Genomic DNA, 25592 nt, shown 5'->3' on the forward strand with positions numbered 1-25592 from the left:
ATTGAACTGCAGATGGGTGAAAGAGGGGATTAGAGGTTTTGGATCGAAAGCTGCCGAAGTGAAACAGCCGCGCGTTAAGCTGCGCGGCGCTCTTGTAATTGTACCTTTTCTACGACAGACTCGCCAGATTCATCCATTGGGATGGTATCTTTGAAGCGATCGAGAACTTCGTTGGTGGTGTCTTGCAAACGAGTGTTCGGCTTATGCAGCTTCCGCGTCGCCTTCGACGCCAGCTGACAAAGCTCGTAGCGGTTGTTCACGTGCGTGAGAGCTCCAAAAATAAGATCCGAGCGCATAGTTTCTCCCTTTCAATTTCCGAAGCGGAAGCGTCTTATTAGCGCTAACTCGCCCGAAATCATTCAAATTTGGCAACTAATCTTCAAGACTGCTGCCGTGATTAAGCCTCATACATTAGACGCAAAGAGTCTCTTCGGGGACTCTGCAATTCGTCAGAAATCTCAAGTTTCTTGATATCTGACATATTGCATCTCCCAGCCCAAACTGCTGAGCTAGCCATGTTAATGTTCCAAGCCGAATCTGTCTCTTCCGTAGGATTCAGCGCTCGCCGCGCCCATGGTGTGAAACAAGAAGCCTGCCAGAACCTGGCAAACCGTGTCATTATCGCTGATCACTCGATTCGCACTTCAAAATCTCTGACGAACCATAGCAAACTGCGACTTCAAGGAAAGTAAACTGTTCGACGTATAAGGTCAATACTTTTTTCGGGAACCCGCGAATAAATATCTTCCAGAAACGGAATACCTTTACTCTGAGTCGAAGAAGGCGACGCGAATCATTGGATCTACCGTGCTATGACCAATAGCTACGGTCTAAAGTACGGTACTGAATCGCCTCTGCAATGTGCTTGACCGCAATGTCCTGTTCGTTCCCAAGATCAGCTATCGTCCTTGCTACCTTCAAGATACGATCATGCGCCCGGGCGCTCAATCCTTGCTGCTGCATCGCCCGCTCCAACAGCCGTTCGGCATCAGAGGACAGTTCGCAATAGGTGCGTATCTGCTGAGTGTTCATTTGGGAGTTTGAAAATATCTGGCGGGAAGCGGCCTTTGCCGACCCCTTCGTCCGCTCAGCCGCTTGCCCGAATCGCGAGTGCTGTCGCTCTCTGGCGGCCAGAACCCGTGCTCGAATCTGTTCCGAACCTTCAGCCGCTGCCCCCCCCCGCAACTCCTTATATTGCACCGCGGGAACCTCTATATGGATATCGATTCGATCAAGCAAAGGCCCCGAAACCTTCGAGACATAACGCTGGATCATCGGTGGTGTACACATACACTCCCGCGATTTGTCATTGAAATATCCACAGGGACACGGATTCATCGCCGCCGCGAGCATGAATCTGGCCGGGAAGCTCAGGCTCATCGCCGCCCGCGCGATCGTGACATGACCATCCTCCAACGGCTGACGCATCACTTCCAGAACATTGCGCGGAAATTCTGGCAGCTCATCCAAAAACAGTAGCCCATTGTGGGCCAGTGATACTTCGCCTGGCCGCGGCATCATTCCGCCGCCAATCAAGCCTGCATCGGAGATTGTGTGATGCGGAGAGCGAAACGGTCGATGGGCCACCAACCCTTGCTCAGAGTCCAAAACGCCCGCAACCGAATGAATCTTCGTTGTTTCGAGCGCCTCTTCGAATCTGAGCGGTGCCAGAATCGACGGCAGCCGCTTGGCGAGCATCGTCTTACCCGAGCCCGGTGGCCCAATCATCAGGATATTGTGTCCACCCGCTGCGGCGACCTCGAGTGCGCGCTTCGCCACTTGCTGTCCGCGCACATCTTTGAAGTCGAATGGAAAGTGCTGCATCTCGTTCAGCAAATCGGTGGTTTCGACCTTCAGCGGGACCGCAGTGATTCCACCCATCGCGGCTGAATTCAGAAGTTCCCTAACCTCGAGCAGAGACTTTACTGGGTAAACATTGACACCTTCGACTACCGCCGCCTCCCGAGCGTTACTCGCCGGAATAATGAGATTCGAAATACCTTTCGCGCGCGCGGCTACCGCAATCGGCAGCATCCCTTGCACCGCGCGCAAGCCGCCATCCAGTCCCAACTCCCCCACAAGCAGATAGTCGCTCAAATCCTTGATGTGCAGTGAACCGTAAGCTCCTAATATCCCGATCGCAATCGGCAGGTCAAATCCCGACCCCTCTTTCTTTAGGTCTGCGGGAGCAAGGTTAATTGTGATCCGCGTCGGAGGAAGTTCGAATCCGGAGTTCTTGATAGCAGATCGCACCCGGTCACGACTCTCCCGCACCGCCGCATCGGGGAGCCCCACCGTGTGGAACTGCTCCTGATCTAATTTGATTTGGGAAAAGTCAACTTCGACATCGATGATGTGCGCGTCGATTCCATACACTGCAGCACTGCGAGCCGTGAAAAGCATTCTTTGAGCCTGTAAATCCTTGTCGCAGAGTATTTTCGCCGAGTATAGCATTGCGGCAGAGATAAAAGGAGTAGACACTATCGCGCCACTTGATTCGAGATCAGATCATTCGTCACGTTTAAGATTCACTCTATTCCGCTTAAACACATAAGCAACATCGCTGCCCTTACAATGAATTCAGTCGTGACTACGTCGTGAACACCAGTCTCTTTGAACTCTTCAAAATCGGCATCGGACCGTCCAGCTCTCACACCGTCGGCCCTATGCGAGCGGCTCTTCGATTCTCGCGCCAACTTGAATCTGCTGGACTCCTTACGCGCACCGCGTCGGTCACCGTCGAACTCTACGGCTCTCTTGCCCTCACCGGCGTCGGCCACGGAACCGATCGAGCTATCCTCCTTGGGCTACTTGGAGAAGCGCCCGACACCGTCGATCCCGCAACCGTCGAAGCTAAGATCGCCACAATCCGCTCCACCGGTTCTCTCCCGCTCAACGGCACCAAGGCCATTCCCTTCACCGAAGCCGCTAATCTCCTCTTCCGCCGCAACCGGATGTATCCCGACCCGAATGTCATCTCGCATCCTAACGGCATGCGCTTTACGGCCTTAGACGAGGCCGATGCACGATTAGCAGGCGAGGTCTTCTACTCCATTGGCGGAGGCTTCATCGTCTCTGAGGCCGAGCGAACAGCAGAATCGGACCCCAGCACTCGCATCGTTCCGTATCCCTTCCGCAGTGCAGCAGACCTTCTCGCCACCGCGAAACAGCACAACCTTACAATCGCCGATCTTCTGCTCGCCAATGAGGTCGCGCTGCTAAACGACCCGACGAACTCCATCACCCGCCCCCAGCCAAGTCCAGTTTCATCAAAGCTTGATTCGGCAGAAGACCATATCCGCGCCAGCATAATCACCCTTTGGCGAACAATGCAGCAATGCACTGAGCGAGGCATCGCCGCCGAAGGCATCCTGCCCGGTGGCCTCAACGTCCGGCGTCGCGCTCATCGTCTTGCCGAGCGTCTTAATACCATCGGCTCCAAAGACCCTCTTGCACCGATTGACTGGGTCACGGTCTACGCAATGGCTGTGAACGAAGAAAATGCAGCCGGCGGCAAAGTGGTGACCGCTCCCACCAACGGAGCCGCAGGCGTGATTCCCGCCATCGGAAATTACTACTTGCGCTTCATTGAAGGCACCGAAGCGGAAAAAGAAGAAGGCATCCTTCGCTACTTCCTAACCGCAGCTGCCGTTGGCATCTTGTACAAGGAAAACGCTAGCATCTCCGGAGCCGAAGTGGGCTGCCAGGGCGAAGTCGGCGTAGCCTGCAGTATGGCCGCCGGAGGTCTCGTCGCTGCCCTTAACGGCACCAACGCCCAGGTCGAGCACGCCGCGGAGATCGCGATGGAACACAACCTCGGCATGACCTGCGACCCCATCGGCGGCCTTGTACAGATCCCTTGCATCGAACGCAATGGTATGGGCGCCGTCAAAGCCATCAACGCCTGCCGCATGGCCATGCACGAAACCGGCGATCACAAACTCTCTCTCGACCAGGTCATCGCCACCATGTACCAGACCGGTCTCGACATGCAATCCCGTTACAAAGAGACTTCGCTCGCCGGTCTCGCCCTCAATGTCATTGAATGCTAACCATCTCAATCAAAAGAACACAGCTTACTTCAGGGCAGCACCACAGTCTCCTTCGGATTTACATTGATCGTCGTGCTGGTAGCATCCGGGACAAAGTGCATCGTCACTACCGATCGTTTGCCGCAGGCCCGCACTGTCCACTTCTCGTCCCACGGTATCTTCGGACTACTCGGCTCCTCATTCGGTAAAGATGTCTCAAGAACATCCACCTGGCATGTTCCCGCCGCCCCCGCGCCAGCGCCCGCATACTGAACAGCGTCGTGCTGAAGCGCGGCAGCAGCAGCCGACTGACCGGGAAACAATCCGTACACCGACGACTTCCCGTTCTGAATCGTCACAGATGCCACATACAATCGCTTCTCTCCACAAGCGACTCCTTCGGTTATCTCCTTCCAATGTGCATTCACGATATTGCCGTTCGCGTCGGTTTCAATCGATCCATACACCTTCGGCTGACTCGTATTCATATTGATTTCGATCTTCGCGCAGTGTGTAGAAAGACTGCTCTCATAGTCCTGATAAACCGCTAACACCGCTTGCCGATACGAATCGCTGCTGCGAATTGCATCGAATGCTCTTGGCCTATCCTGCTGCGCAACTATCGGCACGCAACAAACACACGCAACCCCAAATAGAGTCAAGCCAGATAAAAATCTACGCATCGATCTTCCTCCAAATCCACCGCTAATAGACGCACCGCCAGTTAGAGGCGAAATCAAACCCACTCTTAACTTGCAAACCGTCCGCAAGCCACTCGGCAAACGGTCTTCATCCCAACGATTCCATCCACCTGCCGCTTCGCGAAAAACGCCCGCAGCGCCTCCTGCATCCCCTCATACTTCGCATGCCCCGGCTCCGGGGTAACCGACAAAGACTGCGTTTGCCCCACCAGTTCCTCCAACGTCAGCCTTTGCTCCCCATAAATCTCTTCCCGAAACAACTCACCGCCCGCAAAGAACTGCGTCACCCGACCGATACTTTCATATCTCTCCTGATTCGCCTCGTAGTCCGTCCCATGCTCCCGCAGCAGATCCTCATACGCCAATGACATTGGAGAATCTTCTCGGACCCTGCTATTGCTCGCGATAACTACCCATCCCCCGGCCCGCAGAATCCGCCGGAACTCCTTCGCAGCCTTGGCAACATTGAACCAGTGAAACGCCCTTCCTACCGCAAGAAAATCCACCGAGCCGTCTTCGAGCCCGGTATCCTCGGCCGTAGCTTTCTTTACCATCAGTCCCGGCCACGCCGATGCGAGCCTTTCACAAGCCTCACGCATTTCGTCGTTCGGCTCGATGGCAATCACCGCATTCCCATGCTCCAGGAACAACTCCGCCAACATCCCGGTTCCCGCGCCAACATCGGCCACCAAGTGATCAAGCCGCAGCCCGCACCGCGCCACCAGAATTTCGACGATCTCCTTTGGATAGCGCAGCCGATATCGTTCGTAGTCCTTAACTCGTCCGGTAAACCGCTCGGTATTCTCGCTCATACACACGTTGGATGCTCGCAAGCCTGAAACGCTCACCAGTGCCTAGCGTTCCACCGCCAACGCCACCGAGTTCCCTCCGCCCAGACAAAGCGCCGCAACCCCTTTCTTCACATCCCGCCGCATCATCTCGTGGATCAGTGTCACCAGTACCCGCGCCCCACTAGCCCCAATTGGGTGCCCAATCGCCACCGCACCACCATTCACATTCACCCTCGAAGCATCGAGTCCCAGTTCTTTCATCACTCCCAACGCCTGCACGCTGAACGCTTCATTCAACTCATACAGGTCCACGTTGCCCTTCTCCCATCCTGCACGCTTCAAAACCAGCTGCACACCGGTCACCGGAGCGAGCATCACCCACTTCGGCGCCACGCCACTGGTAGCCTGCGCCTTGATCCTCACCATCGGTTTCAAACCCAGTTCCTTCGCACGCTCCGCCGACATCACCACCACCGCGGCTGCCGCATCGTTTACTCCTGGAGCATTTCCCGCGGTCACCGTCCCATCCTTCTTGAACGCCGGCTTCAAAGCGGCGAGCGCCTCCATCGACGCATCGTCCCGTACACTCTCATCCCGCGACACCACGGTAACTGCGCCCTTCTTCCCCGGAACATTCACATGCACCACCTCTGCATCGAACCGTCCCTCCTTCCACGCGGCACTCGCCTTCCGGTGCGAGGCCAAGGCATATGCATCCTGCTCCTCGCGCGTAATCGAATGCTTCTCTGCGACGTTCTCCCCGGTGATCCCCATGTGATAGTCCTCACACGCGCACCACAACCCGTCCTTCACCATGGAGTCCACCACGACGGAGTCACCCATCCGGAATCCTCTCCTCCCCTGTGGCAGCAGATAAGGCGCGTTTGACATCGACTCCATGCCACCCGCCACCACGATCTCCGCATCGCCGGCCATGATCGCCTGCGCCGCCAACGCCACCGCCTTCAGTCCCGAACCGCAAACCATATTGATGGTCATCGCCGAAACCGTATCCGGCAGTCCGCCCTTCAAAGCCGCTTGCCGCGCCGGGTTCTGTCCCAACCCCGCGGGCAGAACGCAACCCATCAGACACTCATCCACACTCGAAGCATCAATTCCAGCCCGCTTTACAGCCTCGCGGACCGCAATCGCGCCAAGCTCTACCGCTGAAATCTCCGCGAACGCTCCTTGAAACTTACCCACCGGTGTTCGCACCGCTGCAACAATCACAACATCCTTCATCGATCGAAATACCTCGATCAAAACTCTACTCCAATACTTCCATCGCACACCACCCAACGTCTTACCAGCGTCTTGAATCTCCAACAGAAACCACGGCACCCCTTATCCAACACGCCTCGTATTCACACTCGACTGACACAAACGCGGTCATTACAACATCTGGCAGCACATGCATATCGACCCATCAATGCAAGCGATACATATCTCTCCCCGTAGTGCGCCTTTTCGCCCATCCAGGCATTCATGAGAAAACTCGCCTGCTCTTTCTTTTCACTTCTCACGCTCATGAATTTCGATCTCAAGGTTTTTTGATTCCCTTGTCGATAGCTCTGAGGGCCGATCCCACAAAGGTCGTACTCGATTTCAAATTCAACTCTTTTTGCAATCGCTCATCACTGCATTGATCCCCAAAAAGATCGCCCTCGAGTGTGAAGCGCCATCGTCCGACGTTCCTCCGCGTAAAAAAGAATTGCCTTCCTTGCATTTTTTGCTTGACAGTGAAATTTCGTAAATCTATACCTTCGTTAGCTGCAATGCAGCTAGCAGTAGAGTCAATGTCTAATCACTAGGGAGAATAGGCACATGGCAACGAAGAAAGCCGCAAAAAAAGCACCAGCGAAGAAGGCAGCAAAAAAGGCAACCAAAAAGTAATCCAACCAAGGCAAACGGAAAGGGGGACGCGATAAGCGTCCCCCTTTCTGCGTTTGAAATAGCCCGTCGTTATTGGGTCGCTGTCGCCCGCGTCGTCGCATTCTTCGGCGTCGACAGATATCCCGACACCTTGTTTTTCTCGATCACATTGACCACCAGTTCATACAGCACGGGATCTTTGCCGTTATAAAACTGCACCGGCTCATCCAACCCCTTGTCCTTCTTCTCGATCGTTCGGTCGTCCGAGCTCACCTCCAGGGTGTAGCGCGAATGCTTCTCGTCCGCCTTCTTCAACTGCAGCTTGATCGTCGACAAAAGGGTTGGCTTGGCACCCTTCTGCAGCGTGAACTCCAGATAGTTCCGGTCCCCCTTGTGCTTCAGGATCTCCAGTTCGTCATGGTTCGTCGCAATCAATCCGCTCATCACGCCGGCGTCGCCGACCACCCGATTCAACTGGGTCTTGGTAGCCTCGAGGTCAGACTTCGTCGTTGCAACGTCGGTCTTCACGCCGCCTACGTCCGTCTTCACGCTGGCAACGTCGGTCGACACCGCCCCAATCTGCTTGGAGTTTTTTGCCGCCTCCTCTTCAAGCTTCGCAGTCGCAATCTTTTGCTGGGCAATGATGCTTTGTGTCCGCAACTCGATCTGCTTCTGGGCCACGCCAACGCTCTGTCCCAGAGTCTCGCTGGTCGCTCGCAGCCGTGCGTTCGTTGCCTCCAACTTCTCCGTCAGTTCCGCATTTTTCTGATCAGCGGCCACAATCTTCTGTTCCGCAGCAGCAAGATGATTCTGCAGACCATAGCACCACACCAGACCACCCAATGCAGCCAGCAACGCGGCCGCCACCACTCCAAGCAGTGCTCCCGAGATCGACCTCTGTTCCACGTACTCTTCGCTCATCACTCTCTCCTGATGCTTCTCTTCATTTGACCCATCGCGAGGCCGAACGTCACAAACCGATCAGCCGCGTAAAACAGACACATCCAAACTATAACCTCTCCCTTAAGCCAACTAAACTAATTCCATGCAGCACCCTGACGTTTGCATCGCTGGAGCCGGCATCATCGGCCTCTCCCTCGCTCTTGAACTCCACCACCGCGGCTACCGCGTCACCGTGTTTGATCAAGGCGAGCCACTCAGCGAATCTTCCTCTGCGGCCGCGGGCATGCTGGCGGCCCACGATCCCGACAACCCACCCCAACTCCTGCCTCTGGCCACCCTCAGCTTGTCGCTCTATCCCGACTTCCTCAACCGCGTCCGCACTCTCTCCGGCCGCCACGTCCCCTTCCAGACCCACACCACCCTACAGTCCGTTCCGCTCCACACCGCCACTGCAAGCTCCGAACTGACCACCAAAGATCTGACCCATCTCTTGCCCGCGCTCACTCCGAGAGAACATCGATTTATCCTTCTCGACGAGCACAGCCTCGACCCCCGTCAACTCGCCTCGGCACTTCTCGCCGCCGTCCACGCCACCACCATCGACCTCCGACCACACACTCCTGTCCTCTCAACTCGCTCGATAGGCAACACGGTCGAAATCACAACTCCTAGCGGCACGATGCATGCAGCACAGTTCATCAACTGCGCCGGAGCCTGGGCGGCCGCCTCCTCGCACCTGCTCAACATTCCGGTCACACCAAAGAAAGGGCAGATGTTTTCGGTCGTCTTGCCTCCGTCTCTTCCCATGCACTTTGTCGTCCGCACGCCGGACGTTTATATCGTCCCTCGCACCGCAGGCCCCGCTGCGGGCCACGCCATCATCGGTGCAACCGTCGAAGATATCGGCTTTGACAAGATCGTCCACCCCTCTGACATCGATCGCCTTCGCTCACTTGCCATCACTCTTCTTCCCGTCATCGCCGAGGCTCACCAACTCGAAGCCTGGTCCGGCCTTCGCCCCGCAACTCCCGACGGTCTTCCTGTTCTCGGCGCCGTCCCGGGTCAACCAAATCATTTCATCGCCACCGGCCACTATCGCAATGGAATCCTCCTGGCCCCGGCCACAGCAAATGTTATGGCGCAACTTATCGTCGGCGAAGCATCTTCCACCGACTTGTCTCCGTTCTCTCCCAACCGTTTCTTCGCAGAGCTCCCATCACCTTAGTCGCACAACAACACCGATATTCGGCCAACCGTTCGTGACAACCGTTTCTCCGCTGCGCTATAACCAGATGTACTAAGTTTGTTCCTGCATCGAATTCGCTACTGGAGAAGCACCTTATGTCTACCGCTGTCGCACCAAAGGGCCTGGAAGGCATCGTCGCCACCACGTCCTCCATCTGCTGGATCGACGGCGACGCCGGCGTTCTCTCCTACCGCGGAATCGATATCCATGAACTCGCTCAGCTATCCACCTTCGAGGAGTGCACCTACCTCCTCTGGTTCGGCAGGCTCCCCACTGCCGCCGAGCTTGCGGACTTCACCAAGCATCTTTCCGCCGCCCGCGAACTTAATCCAAAGATCATTGAACTCCTCCGCAGCGTTCCCACCGCCGCCGCGCCCATGCAAGTCCTCCGCACCGCGGTCTCTCTCCTGAGCATCTACGACGCCGACGAAGCAGACTGCAGCCACGATGCCAACGTCCGCAAATCCTATCGCCTCACGGCCCAGATCCCGATGATCGTTGCCCTCTTTGACCGCATTCGCAAAGGCAAATCCATCATAGAGGCCGACAAGTCTCTCACCCACGCCGCCAACTTCCTCTGGATGCTAAACGGCGAAAAGCCATCCAAGACCGCCACACGCGCCTTCGACATTGCGCTCATTCTCCATGCCGACCACGAGCTGAACGCCAGCACCTTCGCTGCGCGCGTCATCGCAGCCACGCTCGCCGACATCCACTCCGCCATCACCGGTGCCATCGGCGCTCTCAAAGGTCCCCTTCACGGGGGAGCCAATGAGGCCACCATGCGCCTACTCTATGCCATTGACAAAGCCGGTGCCGACCCCGTCGAGTACGTCAAACAAATGTTCGCAGACAAGAAGAAGATCTCCGGCTTCGGCCACCGCGTCTACCACACCGAAGATCCACGTGCCACTCACCTCCGCCGCATGTCCGAAGAACTGGGCAAAGCCGCTGGCAACACCAAGTGGTTCGATCTATCGCAGAAGATCGAGCGCTTCGTGAAGCAAGAGAAAAAGCTCAACGCCAACGTCGACTTCTACTCAGCCTCGACCTATACCACTCTCGGTATCGACATCGATCTCTTCACCCCCATCTTCGCCATCAGCCGAATCTCTGGATGGGCAGCCCACGTCATCGAACAACACGACGACAACCGCCTCATACGACCGCGCGCAGACTATACCGGGCCGTCCTACCCCGCGCCTTACACACCCATCGAAAAGCGATAACCCACGCGGCGCTCCAGCCGGAAAACCTCCACCCGTATCTTCGCTAAGAGGCCCGCAGTGCATCGCGAACCGGATGAATCTAAATCTTTGTCAAACACAAAAAAGGGCAGCCCACATGGGCTGCCCTTTTTGTGAATCTACAGCAATCTAGTGATGGGGAGCAGTATGATGTACAGGCGCTTTCGCCGGAGTCTTCTTCGGCTCCACTATGGCTCCATCGCTCATCGTGATCTGAATGGGGCTAGGTGTGAACGAAGCGTAGGTACCACTCACGGTGACCTTCGCTCCAACAGCGGGCGGCGTCTTCAAAGGCGCAGCCAACTGGAAGGTAAAGTCGGCCGTCTTCGACTGCACCGCATCATCAGAAACGGCAACCTGAAGTGCGGTATCGGAGACAGCAATCACCGTCGAATCCGGGAATTGGACCGACTTGCCCTTCATTGTGTCCCAGACCTTCGCAGCGTCTTCAGGCTTGCCATTGGCAAGGATGAACTCCTTGTCGCTGATCGCCAGTGTCGACAGGTCCGGAGTGCTCGAAATAACTCCGGCGACAATGTCAGACGGTGAAGGCGCAGGCTTGATCTTGAAGTCAGCCGGTGGAACCAGATTCGTCTGCACTGCAGCAGTAACTGCATCGTAGCCATCGTCGCCACCGTGGTATTTCTTGTAGCAGAACTTCGCTAGCGGTAGCATCTGGCTTTTGTAAGGCTCAGGAGCAAACGCTGCAGCCCGTGTGGCGTACCAGGTGCAGTTCACATAATCCGGCGGAGTTGATTGATAGTAGGCCTGGCCCAGAATAAAAGTGTCCTGCAGCAAAGGGCCGGGAGTTTGCGTTTGCGCAACCGGAACACTGGTCAATTCAGCTTTATAGTCCGTGATTGCGGTCGCTGTGTCCTTTTTGTTTAAGGCAGCCGCCGCAATCGCGCCATCGAACACCGGGGTGGCCGCGTCCTTTACCTTAGCGAAGTCCGCATCACTCATATCCGCTGGCTTAGTGGTAACCCCGAGCCCCTTCTGGGCAAACTCAGCAGCTTTGTCCAACGCTGCCTGCTTCGCCGTCGCATCGGTCGTCTGATCTGCCTGCTGCTTGCGGAAGTAAACCTCGAAGGTCAGCGCTCGCAGGTTATTGGGATCGACCTGCAACAGCCGGTCTGCCGCATCGAGCGTCTTAGCCGGATCGAACGCGGCATAGGACAGCATCAACTGCTCCAGTACCGACCCCTTCACCGAAGACTGGGGATAAGCCGTCAGATATTGCTCAAGCGCAGGAGCCTTCGTCTGCGGAGTCGTCTGGCTGATTGCATCGTTATAGGCCTTGTATTCGGCGGGGGACATCTGTATGCCGCCGCTCGTGGCCTGCGCGTTAGAACCAAGGTTGACCTGGGTTTGTGCCATAAGGGGTCCCGCAACACTTGCCATGCTGGCGACCGCCAGGAGAGACGCAACGACTACCTTCTTCATTCCACACTCCTCAATAAATCTTTCTTTCAAATGTGTCACCGATGCTTCCGGGGTCACTCGGATACAAAACGAAGCACAGACCGATCCCAGGTGCTTCGGAGTTACCCTCGCTGCGCCTAACCCTTCGGCCAGGCGGTTGAAGTGTTCGTGGCATCTCGGGATGATGATGCGGATTATAGAAACGACGTTGTTCGAAACGCAAGCCGACTTCAACCTTTAGGAGCAATAAAAGTGTTATACACGAACAACCGCAACGTGGGACCTAACACAAGCTACCCCCAACTGGAATAGAGACCCCTGACCAACTCGCGTCAGCCAGGGTGTCTGTTTTGCCAGAATGAGCTACTGATGTACGACTGACTTCTGATGAGCTTCGGTCGAATGAGCATGCGCCTTAACTGCATGCTCCTGGGCCGCCTCAGGGTCGCCCTTCGCATGGTGCTCAGCTGCCGCATCGTGAGCTTTTGCCGCGTGCTCGTGATGTTCCGCTGCCTTCTTGGGTGCGTCGTATGCCATAAATCTCCTTGTTTGAGCGTCGCTTTTGTTACACCCGCGAACCTAAGCGCTGCCCCCATTACTTGCATTTATGCCGCGTTAAGATCTCGCGCAAATCCCGCGGTACCATCCCATCAACACTACAATTGGATTCGAGGATTTGTTCTCCCCATTCTTGTGCCCTCCTGCTCAACCTGCCCATTTATGGTGTTTTGTCCTTCTTATCCACAACAGGTAGTGTTGTACCCGTTGATTCCGTACTCAACCGCAGCTACAGTTGAATCAGTCCTATCGACAGGGGCGAGTTTCTCAAAAACTCAACGGTCCTCCCCACAGAGGTGCACTTGCTCAAGCTCAAAAAAGTCCAGATCCTCGGCTTCAAATCCTTCTGTGATCGCACCGAAGTTCAGCTCTCCGGCGAAGGCATTGCCGCCATTGTCGGCCCCAACGGGTGCGGCAAATCCAACATCTCCGACGCCATCACCTGGGTTCTGGGCGAACAGTCCGCCAAGAGCCTCCGCGGCATCAAGATGGAGGACGTCATCTTTGCGGGCACCCGAGACCGCAAGCCCACCGGCATGGCCGAGGTCTCGCTCACCCTCGTCGACCCCGAGGTCTACGACGGAGCCAGCCTCCAGGAAGACCCTGAAATCGTCATCGACGAAAACCTCCCCACCGACTGGGATGAGACCTCTCTCCGCCAGCAGCGCGCCGAAGAAACCGAGGAAGCGGTCGCCGAAGCCCAACCCGGCACCGTCGTCGAGGGCGAGGCCAAGGGCCCCCAAATCCTTCAACCACCAACCGAGGCAGATGCGGCAGAACTCGCCAACCCAAACAATGTTGTACTCAAGATTCGTCGCCGCAAATTCGGCCGCGCTCCCGTCCGCGCCGGCGAACTCACCATAACCCGCCGCCTCTTCCGCTCAGGCGACAGCGAATACCTTCTCAACGGCAAGATCTGTCGCCTGCGCGACATTCAGGACATCTTCATGGGCACCGGCCTCGGTGGCGAGTCCTATGCCATCATCGGCCAGGAGCGCATCGGACAGCTCCTCTCCGCCAAGCCGCACGATCGCCGATCCATCATCGAAGAAGCCGCAGGCATCACGCGCTTCAAGACAAAAAAACGTCTCGCCGAGCTGCGACTCGAATCCGCCCGCCAGAACCTCGCTCGCGTAAACGACATCTTCGATGAGGTCACCCGTCAGATGACGACCCTCAAACGCCAGGCCGCAAAGGCTGAGCGTTACGGTGCCCTTCGTGACGAACTCCGCACACGCCTCCGCGTCGTCCTCGCCAGCCGTATGGCGCAGTTGGACATCGAGCAGGCGGCCACCACCGAGAAGATCACTGCCCTCGCCACCCAGATCGACGCTCAATCCACTACCGTCGAAGCGATGGACGCCGAACACACTGAGGGCGTCGACTCAGGCTATAGCCTTGACCAGCAGATCCGCGAGGCCGGAGCGCAGGCCAATCAGTCCGCGGTCGAACTCGAACGCATCACAGCCCGCACCGCCTCAAACGCCGACCGCATCGCCGAACTCACGAACCGCCTGGCAACTGGAGCCGACGATCTCGCTCAGGCCCGCGAACAGCTCGCAAGCCTCTCCGCCGAGCTCGAAGAGCATCGAAGCTTCCTAAACAACGCCACGGCTGAGTCCACCGAATCAAGAGAGGCCGCCCAAAGCCACCAGGCGCAGGCACATGAGGCCGTCCGCAGCGTCGCCTCAGCCGAGCAACAAGCTGAACAAAATCGCCGCTCCACCATGCAACTCGTCCAACGCATCGCCCAGACTCGCAACGAAGAGGCGCAAGCAGCAGCAGCGCTCGCTGGACTCGACCGTGAAGCCGAGCGTCTTCTCTCCGAGTCCGAGATCGCCAAACAGGAACTCGAGACTCTCGGCCTCCAGCGTGGCCAGGTCAAGTTGTCCTTCGAGTCCGTCACCGAGCGCCTCAAGCGTCTTGAAGCTGAGATAGCCGAACTCCGCCTTCAGGTAGAGGCCAATCGCAACGAAGAATCTCAGTCCAAACGTCGTGGCGACCAGCTCCGCGGCGAAGTCGCGACCCTGACAGGCCGCCGCACCTCTCTCGAAGCTCTCATCCGCGAACACAGCTATTCGACCGACACCGTTCGTAACCTCTTCAAGACCGACGCCTACAAGCAGAATGCCGATGGCATGGCCGCCGTCGGCACCCTCGCGGACTTCCTCGAAGTAGACGGCAAGTACGAAAACGTTGTCGACGAATTCCTCCGCGACGAGCTCAACTACGTCGTGGTCAAATCGTGGGACGCCGCGAACGCAGGCATGCATCTCCTGCAGACCGACGTCACCGGCCGTGCCACCTTCCTCGTACATCCCAATGACTCCCAGGCCAACTTCGCATTTGCCGAAGGCATGCAAAGCGTCGCCCAAACCAACATTGAGGGGATCGAAGGAGTCGTTCCTCTCAAAGAGTGTGTCCGCGTCCTCGACGGCTTCGGCAAATCCCTCGAGGTTATTCTGCCCAAGCTCCGTGAGGGTTTCGTAGCCCCGGACTCCTACACCGCCCGCTCGCTTGCCCTCTCGAACCCACAGGCATTCTTCCTGTCTCCTAGCGGCGAGACCTTTCACAACGTCACCGTCACCAGCGGACGCCCCCGCACCCAGGGGCCGCTCGCGCTCAAACGCGAACTCGCAGAGGTGCAGCAAAAGTTGGAAAAGGCCGAGCAAGATCTGGCCCAGACCGACCGTAGTACCATCGAATTGCAGCACCAGATAGCGGCCCTCAACGCAACGATTGAAGGCAAAACCCACGAACGTCGCGACGCCGAACGCGAGTCTGCAAACTCCGGAGCGGCTCTCCGGCAAATGGAGTCGGAGGTCGCTCGCATCGAGCGCCGCCTGCAGGACTGGGCCCTCACCAACGAACGCAATCGGGATGCCCGCAATCAGAAAGCGGACTTGATCGCTCGTCGCCAGCAGGAGGCAGCAGCCTTCGAAAACGAGCGCAGCACCTTGGAGACCAGCCTAGTCGCCCTTCAAGAGCAACTCGAAGAGCTCCGCGCCCGACGCGAAGAGCTTCAACAAGGCGCAGCAGCCGCTTCCGCCGCACTCGCTGGATTGGAAGAGCGTCGCCGCAACGCAGCCGCAAACTTCGAACAGACGACGCGCCTCTACAACGGTCAAAACCAGCGTATCCAGCAACTCGATCAGCAGATCTCATCTGCAGGTGCAGAGAAGCTCCGCCGCGAAGAAGAAACCGCCGCCCTCACGGTTCAGCACGCCGAACTCTCAGAGGTTCGCGCCAATGCCGTAGCTCAAGGCACACGCCTCACGGAAGAGGCCCACGCTCTCCGCGCTTCCATGGCCGACCTCGACGGTCGTCTGCGCATTCTTCGCCACGAGACCGAAGCTCTCCGCGAGCAGCGTGCAGCCCTCACTGCCCGCGCCGCAAAGCTCGCCTCCGACATCGAGCACATCGACGCCACCTGCCTCAACGATCTTGGCGCGGAAGCCATCACGCTCCGTGAAGACCAGACCATCACCCGCATCGAAGGCGACGACCTCCACACCCAGGAAGAAGAATCCCGCGCCCTCAAGCAAAAACTTGAAGCCATGGGTCCGGTCAACATGATGGCCCTCGATGAGTACAACGAAACAGTCACGCGCCACAGCTTCCTCGAAACCCAACGCAAAGATCTGCTCGATTCCATTGAGAATACGCAAGCCTCCATCAAGGAGATCGACGACGTCTCTCGTCTCAAATTCGATGAGGCCTTCAAGGTCATCAACGAGAACTTCTCCGTCACCTTCACCAAGCTCTTTGGCGGCGGTCAGGCCCTCATGAAGCTCACTGATGCCGAAAACTCCAACGAGAGCGGCATCGACATAGTAGCCTCCCCCCCAGGTAAAAAGCTCCAAAACATCCTCCTGCTTTCCGGAGGAGAAAAAGCACTCACCGCTCTATCCCTCCTCGTCGGAATCTTCCAGTTCCAGCCCGCCCCCTTCTGCATCCTCGACGAAGTCGATGCACCACTCGACGAAACCAACGTAGGCCGCTTCGCAAAACTCATCCACGACATGAGCGCGACCACTCAGTTCGTCGTCATCACGCACAGCAAACGCACTATGTCCCAGGCCGACGTCATCTATGGCGTCACCATGCAGGAGCCCGGTGTCTCAAAGATTGTCAGCGTCAACCTAAACCGCCGCGACTCCACAGACAACCGCCGCGCTGTCGCCTGATGCCTCGACACGTGAAATCGTCAAACCCTTTGCGCAGCTGGAGCGGTTCACCACTCGCTCCAGCATTTTTTTGAGTATCGTTATTTTCTGTCCTGTGGTACCGAATCCGTTCTGGCAAAGTGACAGAAATCCATAAGCTCTCTCCGCTCGTCAGCAGAAAACAGCTAATCTAAAGTGGCATGCACTTAGCGCTCACAACTGCCGTCCTTGTTCTGCTGACGGTAGCAATGCTTCTGTTGCGAATTTTCTGGAACGGTGGGCCCCCGCGTCTCAGATTTGGCATCCTTATGGTGTCCATCTCACTGGTTCTTCTACAGTCGTTCTTCGCTGCCACCAGATGGGGAACCATCTCCGATCGGCTGAACGTCTTTATATTCTGGTTGGCCGTTGCAGCCTATGAGTTCCTGGTTCTTTTCTTCTCGCGACTGTCTCCAAAATGGCTCACCACGCTCAGCGCCACCATCCTGCTAATCCCCGTCTTTGCATCGAGTATCGTTCTTCCGCTTACCGAGCTCTTCGATCCTTACTCTTACAAGACAGTGCCCGTCGGTGACAATCTTTTTTATGAAGTCAAACCGTGGGGCAACACGGGCGGCGGCAGAACGGGAGCTGATCTTATCGTCTCCTATCGGCCACCCATCGCCCCGTTTCTCCGGCACAAAGTCCGAGTCATTCCGTTCAACGACGGCGAGTGCAACTCAAGCGCAGCCATTGCCATACCCTTTCCTTCAACGAAAACAGTCCTTGGCCGCTGTCCGGGTTGGTCATCAGAGTCCGCACGAACTGTCGACAAGCTTTTCCCTTTGTCCTAGGCTGTTACTGGCGATTCCAGCCTGATCGCAAATTTCAAAAGGTGGTACCGTCGAACCAATGCCAGCAATCATATTAGAGACCCACCTTGGATCACTCCCTCTCACCGCACGCGGTAAGGTCCGCGACATCTACGCCCTCTCCGCCGACCAACTCCTCTTCGTCGCTAGCGACCGCATATCTGCGTTCGATCATGTCCTTGGCAGTGGCATTCCTTTCAAGGGAAAGATCCTCACTCGGCTCTCGCTGTTCTGGTTTGATCTCCTCAAACCGATCGTCCCAAACCACCTACTCACGGCCGACACGGCGCACTTCCCTCCGGAACTCGAACCGTTTCTCGACCAACTCGAAGGCCGCAGCATGCTCGTCAAACGAGCCAAGATGTTTCCCGTCGAGTGCGTCGTTCGTGGCTACCTCTCCGGATCCGGGTGGAAGGACTATCAGCAAACCGGTTCGGTCTGCGGAATCAAACTCCCTGCGGGTCTTCGCGAGTCAGACCGCTTGCCCGAGCCCATCTTCACCCCCGCCGCAAAGATCAACACCGGCGGACACGATGAAAACATCTCCTACGAAACAGTCGAGAAGACCATCGGCGAAAGCCACGCCGATGCGCTACGCACCCTCACACTCCGGATCTATGAAAAAGCATCAGAGCATGCAGCCAGCAAAGGGCTGATCCTCGCCGACACTAAATTCGAATTCGGTCTCGTCGCCGATGAATCGGGAAACGATCAGATAGTTCTTGCAGACGAGGTACTGACTCCCGACTCGTCGCGCTATTGGCCAGCCGATTCCTACAACCCCGGCGGCCCGCAGCCTTCTTTCGACAAACAATTCGTCCGAGACTATCTCGAATCAATCCACTGGAACAAGCAGGCGCCCGCGCCAGCGTTACCGCATGAGGTAGTACTCCGGACCAGCGAGAAATACCTCGAGGCCTATCGCTCGCTCACCGGCCGCACCAACCTATAGGGCGAATGAATCTCTTCGACTGCCTCCTGATCGCAATTCTGGCCTACTCTACCATCGTCGCCTTCATGCGCGGCATCATTCTGGAGCTCTTCTCTTTGGGCGGCCTGATCGTCGGTATTTTGATCGCCAGTTGGAACTACGGCCGCCTCACCGTGTACCTTGAACATTTCATCACCACACCCGCAATAGCGGAGATCGTCTCCTTTCTCCTCCTCGTCATCGGAGTCATGGTGCTCAGCGCGCTACTCGGCAAAGCCCTCAACCGAACCGCTCACGCTATCGGGCTAGGTTTCTTCGACCGAATCCTTGGCGCCGTCTTCGGCTTCGGCCGTGGTTGCCTCCTCGGAGTAGCCATCCTCATGGCGATCGCAGCCTTCATCCCTCATTCCACATGGATTGAAAATTCTCAACTATCTTCCTATTTCCTTGCGGGGGCACATGCGGTATCCTTCGTTGTACCTTACGACCTTCAGCATAGGATTCTGGACGGCGCCGAGCAGCTCAAGCACAACGCGCCCTATTGGATCAAACCGTTGCGGTAGAGGCACAATGAGAGAGTGGTTCCACAAAGGAGCCGCCAGCGAGGAATAACCTTGAAGCGCGAAATGGACGGCTTGATCATGCAGATGCACAACGCCGGCATCCCTTACTCGGAGGCCGTTCGACAGTTCAAGAAGCGCTACATCCTCGAAGTACTGGCGCACCATAAGGGTAACCAATGCAAGGCAGCCGACGAGCTCGGCATGCACCGCAATACCCTCAGCCGCACCCTCGCTGAGCTTGACATGGACACTGCGCAGATCCGCAACGGCATGCGCCGCCCACCCAGAAGCGAGCGCCCTCACATTCAGAATATTGCCAGCGCCCGTTAGCTTCCTGGCTCCGTCTAATCAGCAGTCGATGAAACCCGCCTTTCAACCCCGCGCCTTCACCATTGCAAAATTCACGGTCGCGCTCGTCGTCGGGACTGTCTCGATTGCCGCCGTCGCCCAGACAAATCCAGGGCCAAACGCCAACGCCACCTCCGAGGCTTCCCCAAAACAGAATCCTCGGGCTGCCGAAGACGCCTACCTGTCCGGCGCACGTCTACTGGATCACAACGATCTCACAGGCGCCGAGCTGAAGTTTCGCAGAGCCGTCGAACTTAACTCGTCCAACCGCGACTACGCCCTGGCGCTAAGCCTCACCCACGAGCGACACGTCACCGAACTCATCCAGCAAGCCGGTAAAGCGCGCCTCCTCGGGCAACATGAAAAGGCCGAGACCCTCCTGGCCGAAGCACGCCTCCTCGACCCTGAGAATGGTATCGTGGGCCCTCGAGTCGATAACGGAGAGCTGCCCAGGGCCTTCCACCCGGAGATCGAGCCCTGGATTCGCGAAGATCCAGCCATCACGGGTCCTGTCACCCTTGGGCCCAATCCCGGCCAGAAGAGCTTCCACCTGCATTCCGATGAGCAGGATGTTATCCGCCAGGTACTTTCCAGCTACGGCATCAGTCCGACGTTCGATGAGTCCGTTCCGAAAGACGATCTGCGCTTTAATCTTGACGAATCGTCCTATCAGCAAGCCGTCCCCGTTCTTCTCGACATCACCCACCTCTTCGCGGTGCCGATGGATGCCAAGACCGTTTTCATCGCCAAAGATACCCCAGAGAACCGCCAACGTCTCGAGCGTCAGCTGCAAGAGACGATCTATATCCCCGGCATGACCAACGAGGAGATGGATAGCTTCGGTACCCTTATAAAAAACATCTTCGATATCAAACAAGTCACCGTCGGAAAGAGCTCTGGCACCCTCGTTATCCGTGCGCCGCAGGAGACCCTGACTTATGTCAATCTCACTCTTGCCGATCTCATCGACGGCGGCAGCGAGGTCCTGATCGACCTTCAGCTCTACTCCGTCGACACCACCAAGCAGCGCAACATCGGCGCACAGCTTCCGCAGCAGGCCGGTATCTACAACGTCAACTCCGCTGCGCAAAATATCGTCAGCTCCAATCAAGATCTCGTCAACCAGGCCATCGCTCAAGGCCTCGTCCCGGCGGGGGCGAGTAACATTACCATCGCTCTTGCGCTCATCGCCTCCGGCCTCGTCCAAAGCACTCTTCTCTCCAACACCGTCGGATTTTTTGGAGGGGGCCTTACCGCGACTGGCGTTACCGTGAACCAATTCGCCGCTTTCAACCTCTCGCTCTCGTCCAGCGATACCCGCGCTCTCAACGACGTTCAGATTCGAGTCGGCGATCGCCAAACCGCCACCTTCCGAATCGGTGAACGCTACCCCATCACCACCGCAACCTACTCCACAGGGATCGGTAACTCCTCCATCCCTCCCAATGCAACCGTCAACGGAGTCCCCATCTCCAATTTGCTCAACTCCTCTGCCGGCACCACGGCAACGATCCCGCAGATTCAGTATGAAGATCTCGGTCTGACTCTGAAAGCTACGCCGACAGTACAGAAGTCAGGCGCTGTAAAGATGCACATCGACCTCAAAATTGAAGCCTTGAACGGCGCCTCGTTGAATAACATCCCCGTCCTCAACAACGAGGAGTTCGCTTCTGATGTCACCCTCGACGACGGAGACACCGCACTTGTGGTCAGCAGCCTCACAAAGAGCGAATCCGCCAGCCTAAGCGGATATCCCGTACTGAGTGAGCTGCCAGGTTTTCAAACGGCCACGGCAACTCGTCTGACAGAAACTGATTCCAGTGACCTCCTTCTTCTTGTCACTCCCCACATCACCCGTCGTCGGTCCAACATCACTGTCGGTCCCAGAATCGCGATCAATTTACCTGAGCCGCCTGGCTAATAACACCGCCCACAGGTAGCCAAACAGTAAACACGGTCCCATGCCCGTTACCGAGCCGGGTCCTTGTCCGGATTCGCCCGCCGTGCTTCTCAACAATCCCCTTGCTCACCCACAATCCAAGTCCTGTTCCCGTAAGCTCCTTCGTCGTCTGAAATGCTTCAAAAAGATGCTCCTGCATCTCCGGTTTGATTCCTTCGCCTGTATCGGCCACCGTCAAGCGCACCCCTTCAACAGAGCTATGCCAATCCCTCTGCGGATGCAACCTTATCCTCAACCGCCCTCCGCTACTCATGGCATCCAGCGCATTCCTCACGAGGTTATTAATTACCTGGCGGATCTCTCCCTCCAGAACCTTCACATGTGGAGTCGCCGCAAGCTTCAAATCGATCTCAATGTTCCGAACCAAAGTACGTCCCGTATAGAGGGCCATTACGGTACGCAGCAGTTCAGCCATATCCACCTCAGTTGGCTTGCTCTGGTATCGGTTGAACCGTAGCGTCTGCAAAGTAATTTCCGTGACCCTGGACAACTCGCCTTGAGCCAGTGCCGCGTAATGCTGCATGTCTTCCATCGACTCCGATTGTCGAATGAGGTACAGCAGGTTCGTAATTGACTCCAGTGGATTATTGATCTCATGGGCGATCGATGAAGCCAGTTGTCCCACCGCTGCCAGCTTCTCCGACTTCCTCAACGCCTCGTCCTGTAGCCGCGCCTGAGTCACATCGGTGTTCACGGCTACGCCACCAAGTATCTTTCCGTTCAGAAAAATCGGCGCAGCAACACTGCGGATCCAGCGATCCGAAGTCCGAACCGTCTCGGTCGACCATTTGCCAGCAAGCGCCGTCTCGAGCGTCTTCAAGCCCTCAGGAAACTTGCCACCGCTCATCATCTTCGCCACGTGATTGCAGCGAAGTTTCGCATCAGCCGTCGCGATATAGACCCCCTGCGGCATGCTCTCGATCACGGCATCCAGCTCGGCCGTCTTCTGCTCCGCTAGTTCGTACGCTTTCTGCAGATTTTCCTGCTGTTGTCGCAGCTCGGTTACCTCGCGAAAAGTCACCACAACTCCAACAACGCATCCTTCTACAATCACTGGCTGAGCAGAAAGCTCTGCAACGAAACTGCTTCCGTCTTTCCGGAACATCGTGTCCGTTAGCTGCCTCAGAACTTTACTTTTCCGCACAACGTCATAAATGGGGCACTCGGAGCCCGGAAAATGACGCCCATCCGGATAGTGATGATGCACGAGTTCGTGCATATTGTTGCCGAGCAACTCCTCGCTGGCATAGCCGAAACAACTCACTGCCATCCGATTAACGAACGTACAATTCCCTTCTAGATCAAGCCCCCATATGCCCTCTCCGGCAGAGTCAAGTAGCGCTTGCCAATGCTGCATTTGTTCCGCGTTATGTAGTAAAGTCTGCCTCATTGATCTCATTCCGATCCAGCACCTTCGCTAACTCCGCGCCAGTCAACAAATGAGATGCAGGTTTTCGCCACCCATGTCACTCAGAAAAGTGAATGGCAGTTATGACACCACGTGACACCGCGTTGACCATACTGAACATGGCCGCTATACTTGAATCTGTAGAGCGGGAGTAGCTCAGTGGTAGAGTGCTTCCTTGCCAAGGAAGATGTCGCCGGTTCGACCCCGGTCTCCCGCTCCAAATAGAATCCTGCCTGCGGTACACTTCTCCTACAATCCAGCAGGGCAGAATCACATAGCCCACCCGAGGCGCGGTACCCAAGTGGTAAGGGAGAGGTCTGCAAAACCTTTATGCGTCGGTTCGATCCCGACCCGCGCCTCCAAAATTTCAACAACTTAGCCCCTCACGGGGCTTTTGTTATTTGGGCACTCTAGTGAGACATGTAGTGCCCCCAAACCATAAGAACCAACTCATTGAATCGCGTGAGTCGTGGCGGCAGTTGATCGTGGTCACGTCTCGCAGCACAGCGGACGCTGCCGCAGGTACCTTGTCTCTTCGTGGCAGCTGAGTAAGCGGACGTCCTACGTCTACATGCGCTTCACATTCGAAAAGCGATGGACCCGCGACCTCAAGAGCTTTCTCCAGTGGCGGCGACGAGAAATCAGCCGGCATCTCTGCGGATGAGCCGTTTGTTATTTTTCCTAAGGGTTAGTTCGGTGAGTCTTGCAGGATGCGGCGCGAGTAAGTAGGAGGTCGCGTTCGCGGGTGTTGCGGGTAAGAGCGGCGGCGCGTTCGAACTCGGCGCGGGCTTCGCGGTGGCGGCCTAGTTTATAGAGGAGGTCGGCGCGGACGCTGGGGAGAAGATGGTAGCGCGCGAGCGAGGGTTCAGAAGCGAGGGCGTCTACGAGTGTGAGGCCGGCATGGGGGCCGTAGGCCATGGAGACTGCTACGGCACGGTTGAGCTCGATGACGGGGGAGGGGCTGAGCTGGGCGAGCTCGATGTAGAGGTTGACGATGCGATGCCAGTCGGTTTGGGATGGCGTGCGGGCACGGGCGTGGCAGGCGGCGATCTCGGCTTGGAGGAGATAGGGGCCGCGGGTGGTGTTGACTTTATGAGCGCGTTCAATTGCGGTTAGTCCGCGATGGATAAGGAGCTGATCCCACTGGGTGCGGTTTTGATCGAAGAGTAAGACTGGTTCGCCAGTGGAGGTGATGCGGACGCGGGTGCGGGAGGCCTGGATCTCCATGAGGGCGACCAGGCCGTGGACTTCTGATTCGGTGGGAGTGAGTTCGGCAAGGATGCGGCCGAGGCGGAGCGCATCTTCGCAGAGGATTGGGCGCATGAGGTCGTCTCCGGTGGTGGCGGAGTAGCCCTCGTTGAAGATGAGGTAGATGACTTCGAGGACTGAGGAGAGCCGGGCGGCGAGCTCGGGGCCGCGGGGGACCTCGAAGGGGATGTGCTTGTCGGCGAGGGTGCGTTTCGCGCGAACGATGCGCTGGGCGATGGTGGGTTCGGGGGTCAGGAAGGCGCGGGCGATCTCGTCGGTCGTGAGGCCGCCGAGGAGACGGAGGGTGAGGGCTGCGCGGGATTCGGTGGGGAGAATGGGATGGCAGGCGATGAAGATGAGGCGGAGAAGGTCGTCGCTGATGGTGTTGTCGAGAGTGGAGTCGAGGTCGGGCGAGGTTTGTTCGAGGGCTTCGAGTTCGCGGGCGAGCTCTTCGTGTTTGCGCTCGGCGACGGCGTTCCGGCGGAACAGATCGATGGCGCGGCGTTTGGCGGTTGCGGTAAGCCATGCCGCGGGATTGTCGGGGACGCCAGACTGCGGCCACTGTTCGAGTGCGGCGACAAGTGCCTCCTGCGCGAGGTCTTCGGCGAGGCCGACGTCGCGGGTCAGGCGGGTGAGGCCGGCGATGACGCGCGCAGACTCGATGCGCCAGACCGCTTCGATGGTGCGATGTGTGGCGTGATGTGGATCGGTAGCGGACATTGCTACCGATCACACCAGCTTCGATCCGTGGATGCAAGAGTGGCTATTTATTGGCGGTCTGATTCGGCAGCTCAGCCCGTTTCGCTACCTTGTGCTGGATCTGCTCTGCGGACAGGACGGGTGCGAGGTCTTCCATCTCAAAGACCTGACGGATTTCGACTTCGGAGTCGCCCACCGGATTGCAGTTGGGTGCACGCTTGACCCACTCGATGGCCTCTTCGAGGGACTTGACCTGCAGGATCGAGAAGCCAGCGATGAGTTCCTTGGCCTCGGTGAAGGGACCGTCGACCACGGTACGAGACTTGCCGGAGAATTTGACGCGTGCGCCTTTGGAGCTGGGATGGAGGCCATCGAGGGCGAGCAGGACGCCAGCCTTGGAGAGCTCTTCATTGTACTTGCCCATCTCGAGCAGGAGCTGTGGATCGGGGAGGGCGCATTCTTTTTCTGACTCTGGGGTTGCTTTGACGATGACCATGAATCGCATTGAGAAATCTCCTTTGGGTTGAGCGATGGTTGGGTGGCTTGTTTTCGGGCTCAGCTATTGTTGGCTAACGGCGAACTCAGATTGAGAGCGCAGTTGGATCGCTGTTGCCCGCTTTCGTACTGGCTCTCTGCTGATACGTCGA

Annotated in this window: 20 protein-coding genes and 2 tRNA genes; 11 read left to right on the forward strand and 11 right to left on the reverse strand. The window is 57.1% G+C overall.

All coding sequences use genetic code 11. The features are described from left to right. Positions 1 to 74 precede the first annotated feature (74 nt). A complete protein-coding gene (locus tag HDF14_RS16360) occupies positions 75 to 296 on the reverse strand; it encodes a DNA-directed RNA polymerase subunit omega (protein WP_183978717.1) in 222 nt (73 codons plus the stop codon). 514 nt (positions 297 to 810) lie between these two features. Then, positions 811 to 2403 (reverse strand): YifB family Mg chelatase-like AAA ATPase, encoded by a 1593-nt coding sequence (locus HDF14_RS16365; RefSeq protein ID WP_183978719.1) that lies wholly within the window; start codon positions 2401 to 2403, stop codon positions 811 to 813. A gap of 194 nt (positions 2404 to 2597) precedes the next feature. Between HDF14_RS16365 and HDF14_RS16370 the strand changes: the two genes are divergently transcribed. Continuing rightward, positions 2598 to 4052: an L-serine ammonia-lyase gene (locus HDF14_RS16370; protein ID WP_183978721.1), complete on the forward strand. Its 1455-nt coding sequence runs from the start codon at positions 2598 to 2600 to the stop codon at positions 4050 to 4052. A gap of 29 nt (positions 4053 to 4081) precedes the next feature. Here the strand turns inward: HDF14_RS16370 and HDF14_RS16375 are convergent, their stop codons facing one another. The 4 genes from HDF14_RS16375 to HDF14_RS16390 form a co-directional block, all read right to left on the reverse strand. Beyond that, entirely contained in the window at positions 4082 to 4519 is a 438-nt protein-coding gene (locus tag HDF14_RS16375) for a hypothetical protein (RefSeq protein WP_183978723.1), read from the reverse strand. A gap of 260 nt (positions 4520 to 4779) precedes the next feature. Continuing rightward, the gene (locus HDF14_RS16380; protein ID WP_183978725.1) at positions 4780 to 5544 is read right to left on the reverse strand and encodes a class I SAM-dependent methyltransferase; all 765 of its coding nucleotides are present in this window, start codon (positions 5542 to 5544) and stop codon (positions 4780 to 4782) included. Between the two features lie 42 nt (positions 5545 to 5586). Continuing rightward, complete coding sequence (locus tag HDF14_RS16385) at positions 5587 to 6765, reverse strand: acetyl-CoA C-acetyltransferase (RefSeq protein ID WP_183979122.1); 1179 nt, start codon at positions 6763 to 6765, stop codon at positions 5587 to 5589. A gap of 720 nt (positions 6766 to 7485) precedes the next feature. After that, the gene (locus tag HDF14_RS16390) at positions 7486 to 8316 is read right to left on the reverse strand and encodes a hypothetical protein (protein ID WP_183978726.1); all 831 of its coding nucleotides are present in this window, start codon (positions 8314 to 8316) and stop codon (positions 7486 to 7488) included. 124 nt (positions 8317 to 8440) lie between these two features. On the opposite strand from HDF14_RS16390, the gene HDF14_RS16395 reads away from it, so the two are divergent. Next, complete coding sequence (locus tag HDF14_RS16395; protein WP_183978728.1) at positions 8441 to 9523, forward strand: NAD(P)/FAD-dependent oxidoreductase; 1083 nt, start codon at positions 8441 to 8443, stop codon at positions 9521 to 9523. Positions 9524 to 9639: 116 nt separating this feature from the next. After that, positions 9640 to 10773 (forward strand): citrate synthase, encoded by a 1134-nt coding sequence (locus tag HDF14_RS16400; protein WP_183978730.1) that lies wholly within the window; start codon positions 9640 to 9642, stop codon positions 10771 to 10773. A 147-nt stretch (positions 10774 to 10920) separates the two neighbouring features. Here the strand turns inward: HDF14_RS16400 and HDF14_RS16405 are convergent, their stop codons facing one another. Together HDF14_RS16405 and HDF14_RS16410 are read right to left on the reverse strand one after the other, a co-directional pair. Continuing rightward, positions 10921 to 12234 carry a hypothetical protein gene (locus HDF14_RS16405; protein WP_183978732.1) on the reverse strand — a complete coding sequence of 438 codons (1314 nt, stop codon included), beginning with the start codon at positions 12232 to 12234 and terminating at the stop codon, positions 10921 to 10923. Positions 12235 to 12576: 342 nt separating this feature from the next. Next, entirely contained in the window at positions 12577 to 12750 is a 174-nt protein-coding gene (locus tag HDF14_RS16410) for a hypothetical protein (RefSeq protein WP_183978734.1), read from the reverse strand. Between the two features lie 323 nt (positions 12751 to 13073). Between HDF14_RS16410 and smc the strand changes: the two genes are divergently transcribed. The 6 genes from smc to HDF14_RS16440 all read left to right on the forward strand — a co-directional run bounded on the left by smc (position 13074) and on the right by HDF14_RS16440 (position 21551). Then, a complete protein-coding gene (smc, locus tag HDF14_RS16415; protein WP_183978743.1) occupies positions 13074 to 16958 on the forward strand; it encodes a chromosome segregation protein SMC in 3885 nt (1294 codons plus the stop codon). A gap of 179 nt (positions 16959 to 17137) precedes the next feature. Then, entirely contained in the window at positions 17138 to 17770 is a 633-nt protein-coding gene (locus tag HDF14_RS16420; protein ID WP_183978745.1) for a hypothetical protein, read from the forward strand. A 58-nt stretch (positions 17771 to 17828) separates the two neighbouring features. Then, positions 17829 to 18740 (forward strand): phosphoribosylaminoimidazolesuccinocarboxamide synthase, encoded by a 912-nt coding sequence (locus tag HDF14_RS16425; RefSeq protein WP_183978747.1) that lies wholly within the window; start codon positions 17829 to 17831, stop codon positions 18738 to 18740. A gap of 5 nt (positions 18741 to 18745) precedes the next feature. Then, positions 18746 to 19282, forward strand: a complete 537-nt coding sequence (locus tag HDF14_RS16430; RefSeq protein ID WP_183978749.1) for a CvpA family protein — start codon at positions 18746 to 18748, stop codon at positions 19280 to 19282. Positions 19283 to 19333: 51 nt separating this feature from the next. Continuing rightward, the gene (locus HDF14_RS16435; RefSeq protein ID WP_183978751.1) at positions 19334 to 19612 is read left to right on the forward strand and encodes a helix-turn-helix domain-containing protein; all 279 of its coding nucleotides are present in this window, start codon (positions 19334 to 19336) and stop codon (positions 19610 to 19612) included. Between the two features lie 28 nt (positions 19613 to 19640). Continuing rightward, entirely contained in the window at positions 19641 to 21551 is a 1911-nt protein-coding gene (locus HDF14_RS16440; protein WP_183978753.1) for a hypothetical protein, read from the forward strand. On the opposite strand, the gene HDF14_RS16445 is transcribed toward HDF14_RS16440, so the two are convergent. After that, positions 21526 to 22989 (reverse strand): PAS domain-containing sensor histidine kinase, encoded by a 1464-nt coding sequence (locus HDF14_RS16445; RefSeq protein ID WP_183978755.1) that lies wholly within the window; start codon positions 22987 to 22989, stop codon positions 21526 to 21528. The genes HDF14_RS16440 and HDF14_RS16445 overlap by 26 nt on opposite strands. A 154-nt stretch (positions 22990 to 23143) precedes the next feature. On the opposite strand from HDF14_RS16445, the gene HDF14_RS16450 reads away from it, so the two are divergent. Further along, positions 23144 to 23218: transfer RNA gene (locus HDF14_RS16450), tRNA-Gly, on the forward strand. A 67-nt stretch (positions 23219 to 23285) separates the two neighbouring features. Continuing rightward, a tRNA-Cys gene (locus tag HDF14_RS16455) sits at positions 23286 to 23360 on the forward strand. A gap of 319 nt (positions 23361 to 23679) precedes the next feature. Here the strand turns inward: HDF14_RS16455 and HDF14_RS16460 are convergent. Together HDF14_RS16460 and HDF14_RS16465 are read right to left on the reverse strand one after the other, a co-directional pair. Beyond that, positions 23680 to 24966: an RNA polymerase sigma factor gene (locus HDF14_RS16460; RefSeq protein ID WP_183978757.1), complete on the reverse strand. Its 1287-nt coding sequence runs from the start codon at positions 24964 to 24966 to the stop codon at positions 23680 to 23682. A gap of 43 nt (positions 24967 to 25009) precedes the next feature. Next, positions 25010 to 25450, reverse strand: a complete 441-nt coding sequence (locus HDF14_RS16465; RefSeq protein ID WP_183978759.1) for a YciI family protein — start codon at positions 25448 to 25450, stop codon at positions 25010 to 25012. Positions 25451 to 25592 lie beyond the last annotated feature (142 nt).

The sequence above is a fragment of the Tunturiibacter gelidiferens genome (genome assembly GCF_014201335.1).
Taxonomy (GTDB): Bacteria; Acidobacteriota; Terriglobia; order Terriglobales; family Acidobacteriaceae; genus Edaphobacter; species Edaphobacter lichenicola_E.

Coding starts and splice junctions, on each gene's coding strand:
- HDF14_RS16445 (WP_183978755.1), bottom strand. CDS start 22,989: ATGAGATCAATGAGGCAGACTTTACTACATAACGCGGAACAAATGCAG.
- HDF14_RS16460 (WP_183978757.1), bottom strand. CDS start 24,966: ATGTCCGCTACCGATCCACATCACGCCACACATCGCACCATCGAAGCG.
- HDF14_RS16465 (WP_183978759.1), bottom strand. CDS start 25,450: ATGCGATTCATGGTCATCGTCAAAGCAACCCCAGAGTCAGAAAAAGAA.
- HDF14_RS16405 (WP_183978732.1), bottom strand. CDS start 12,234: ATGAAGAAGGTAGTCGTTGCGTCTCTCCTGGCGGTCGCCAGCATGGCA.
- HDF14_RS16420 (WP_183978745.1), top strand. CDS start 17,138: ATGCACTTAGCGCTCACAACTGCCGTCCTTGTTCTGCTGACGGTAGCA.
- HDF14_RS16390 (WP_183978726.1), bottom strand. CDS start 8,316: ATGAGCGAAGAGTACGTGGAACAGAGGTCGATCTCGGGAGCACTGCTT.
- HDF14_RS16440 (WP_183978753.1), top strand. CDS start 19,641: ATGAAACCCGCCTTTCAACCCCGCGCCTTCACCATTGCAAAATTCACG.
- HDF14_RS16365 (WP_183978719.1), bottom strand. CDS start 2,403: ATGCTTTTCACGGCTCGCAGTGCTGCAGTGTATGGAATCGACGCGCAC.
- HDF14_RS16380 (WP_183978725.1), bottom strand. CDS start 5,544: ATGAGCGAGAATACCGAGCGGTTTACCGGACGAGTTAAGGACTACGAA.
- HDF14_RS16385 (WP_183979122.1), bottom strand. CDS start 6,765: ATGAAGGATGTTGTGATTGTTGCAGCGGTGCGAACACCGGTGGGTAAG.
- HDF14_RS16400 (WP_183978730.1), top strand. CDS start 9,640: ATGTCTACCGCTGTCGCACCAAAGGGCCTGGAAGGCATCGTCGCCACC.
- HDF14_RS16430 (WP_183978749.1), top strand. CDS start 18,746: ATGAATCTCTTCGACTGCCTCCTGATCGCAATTCTGGCCTACTCTACC.
- HDF14_RS16395 (WP_183978728.1), top strand. CDS start 8,441: ATGCAGCACCCTGACGTTTGCATCGCTGGAGCCGGCATCATCGGCCTC.
- HDF14_RS16375 (WP_183978723.1), bottom strand. CDS start 4,519: ATGAATACGAGTCAGCCGAAGGTGTATGGATCGATTGAAACCGACGCG.
- HDF14_RS16360 (WP_183978717.1), bottom strand. CDS start 296: ATGCGCTCGGATCTTATTTTTGGAGCTCTCACGCACGTGAACAACCGC.
- HDF14_RS16410 (WP_183978734.1), bottom strand. CDS start 12,750: ATGGCATACGACGCACCCAAGAAGGCAGCGGAACATCACGAGCACGCG.
- HDF14_RS16425 (WP_183978747.1), top strand. CDS start 17,829: ATGCCAGCAATCATATTAGAGACCCACCTTGGATCACTCCCTCTCACC.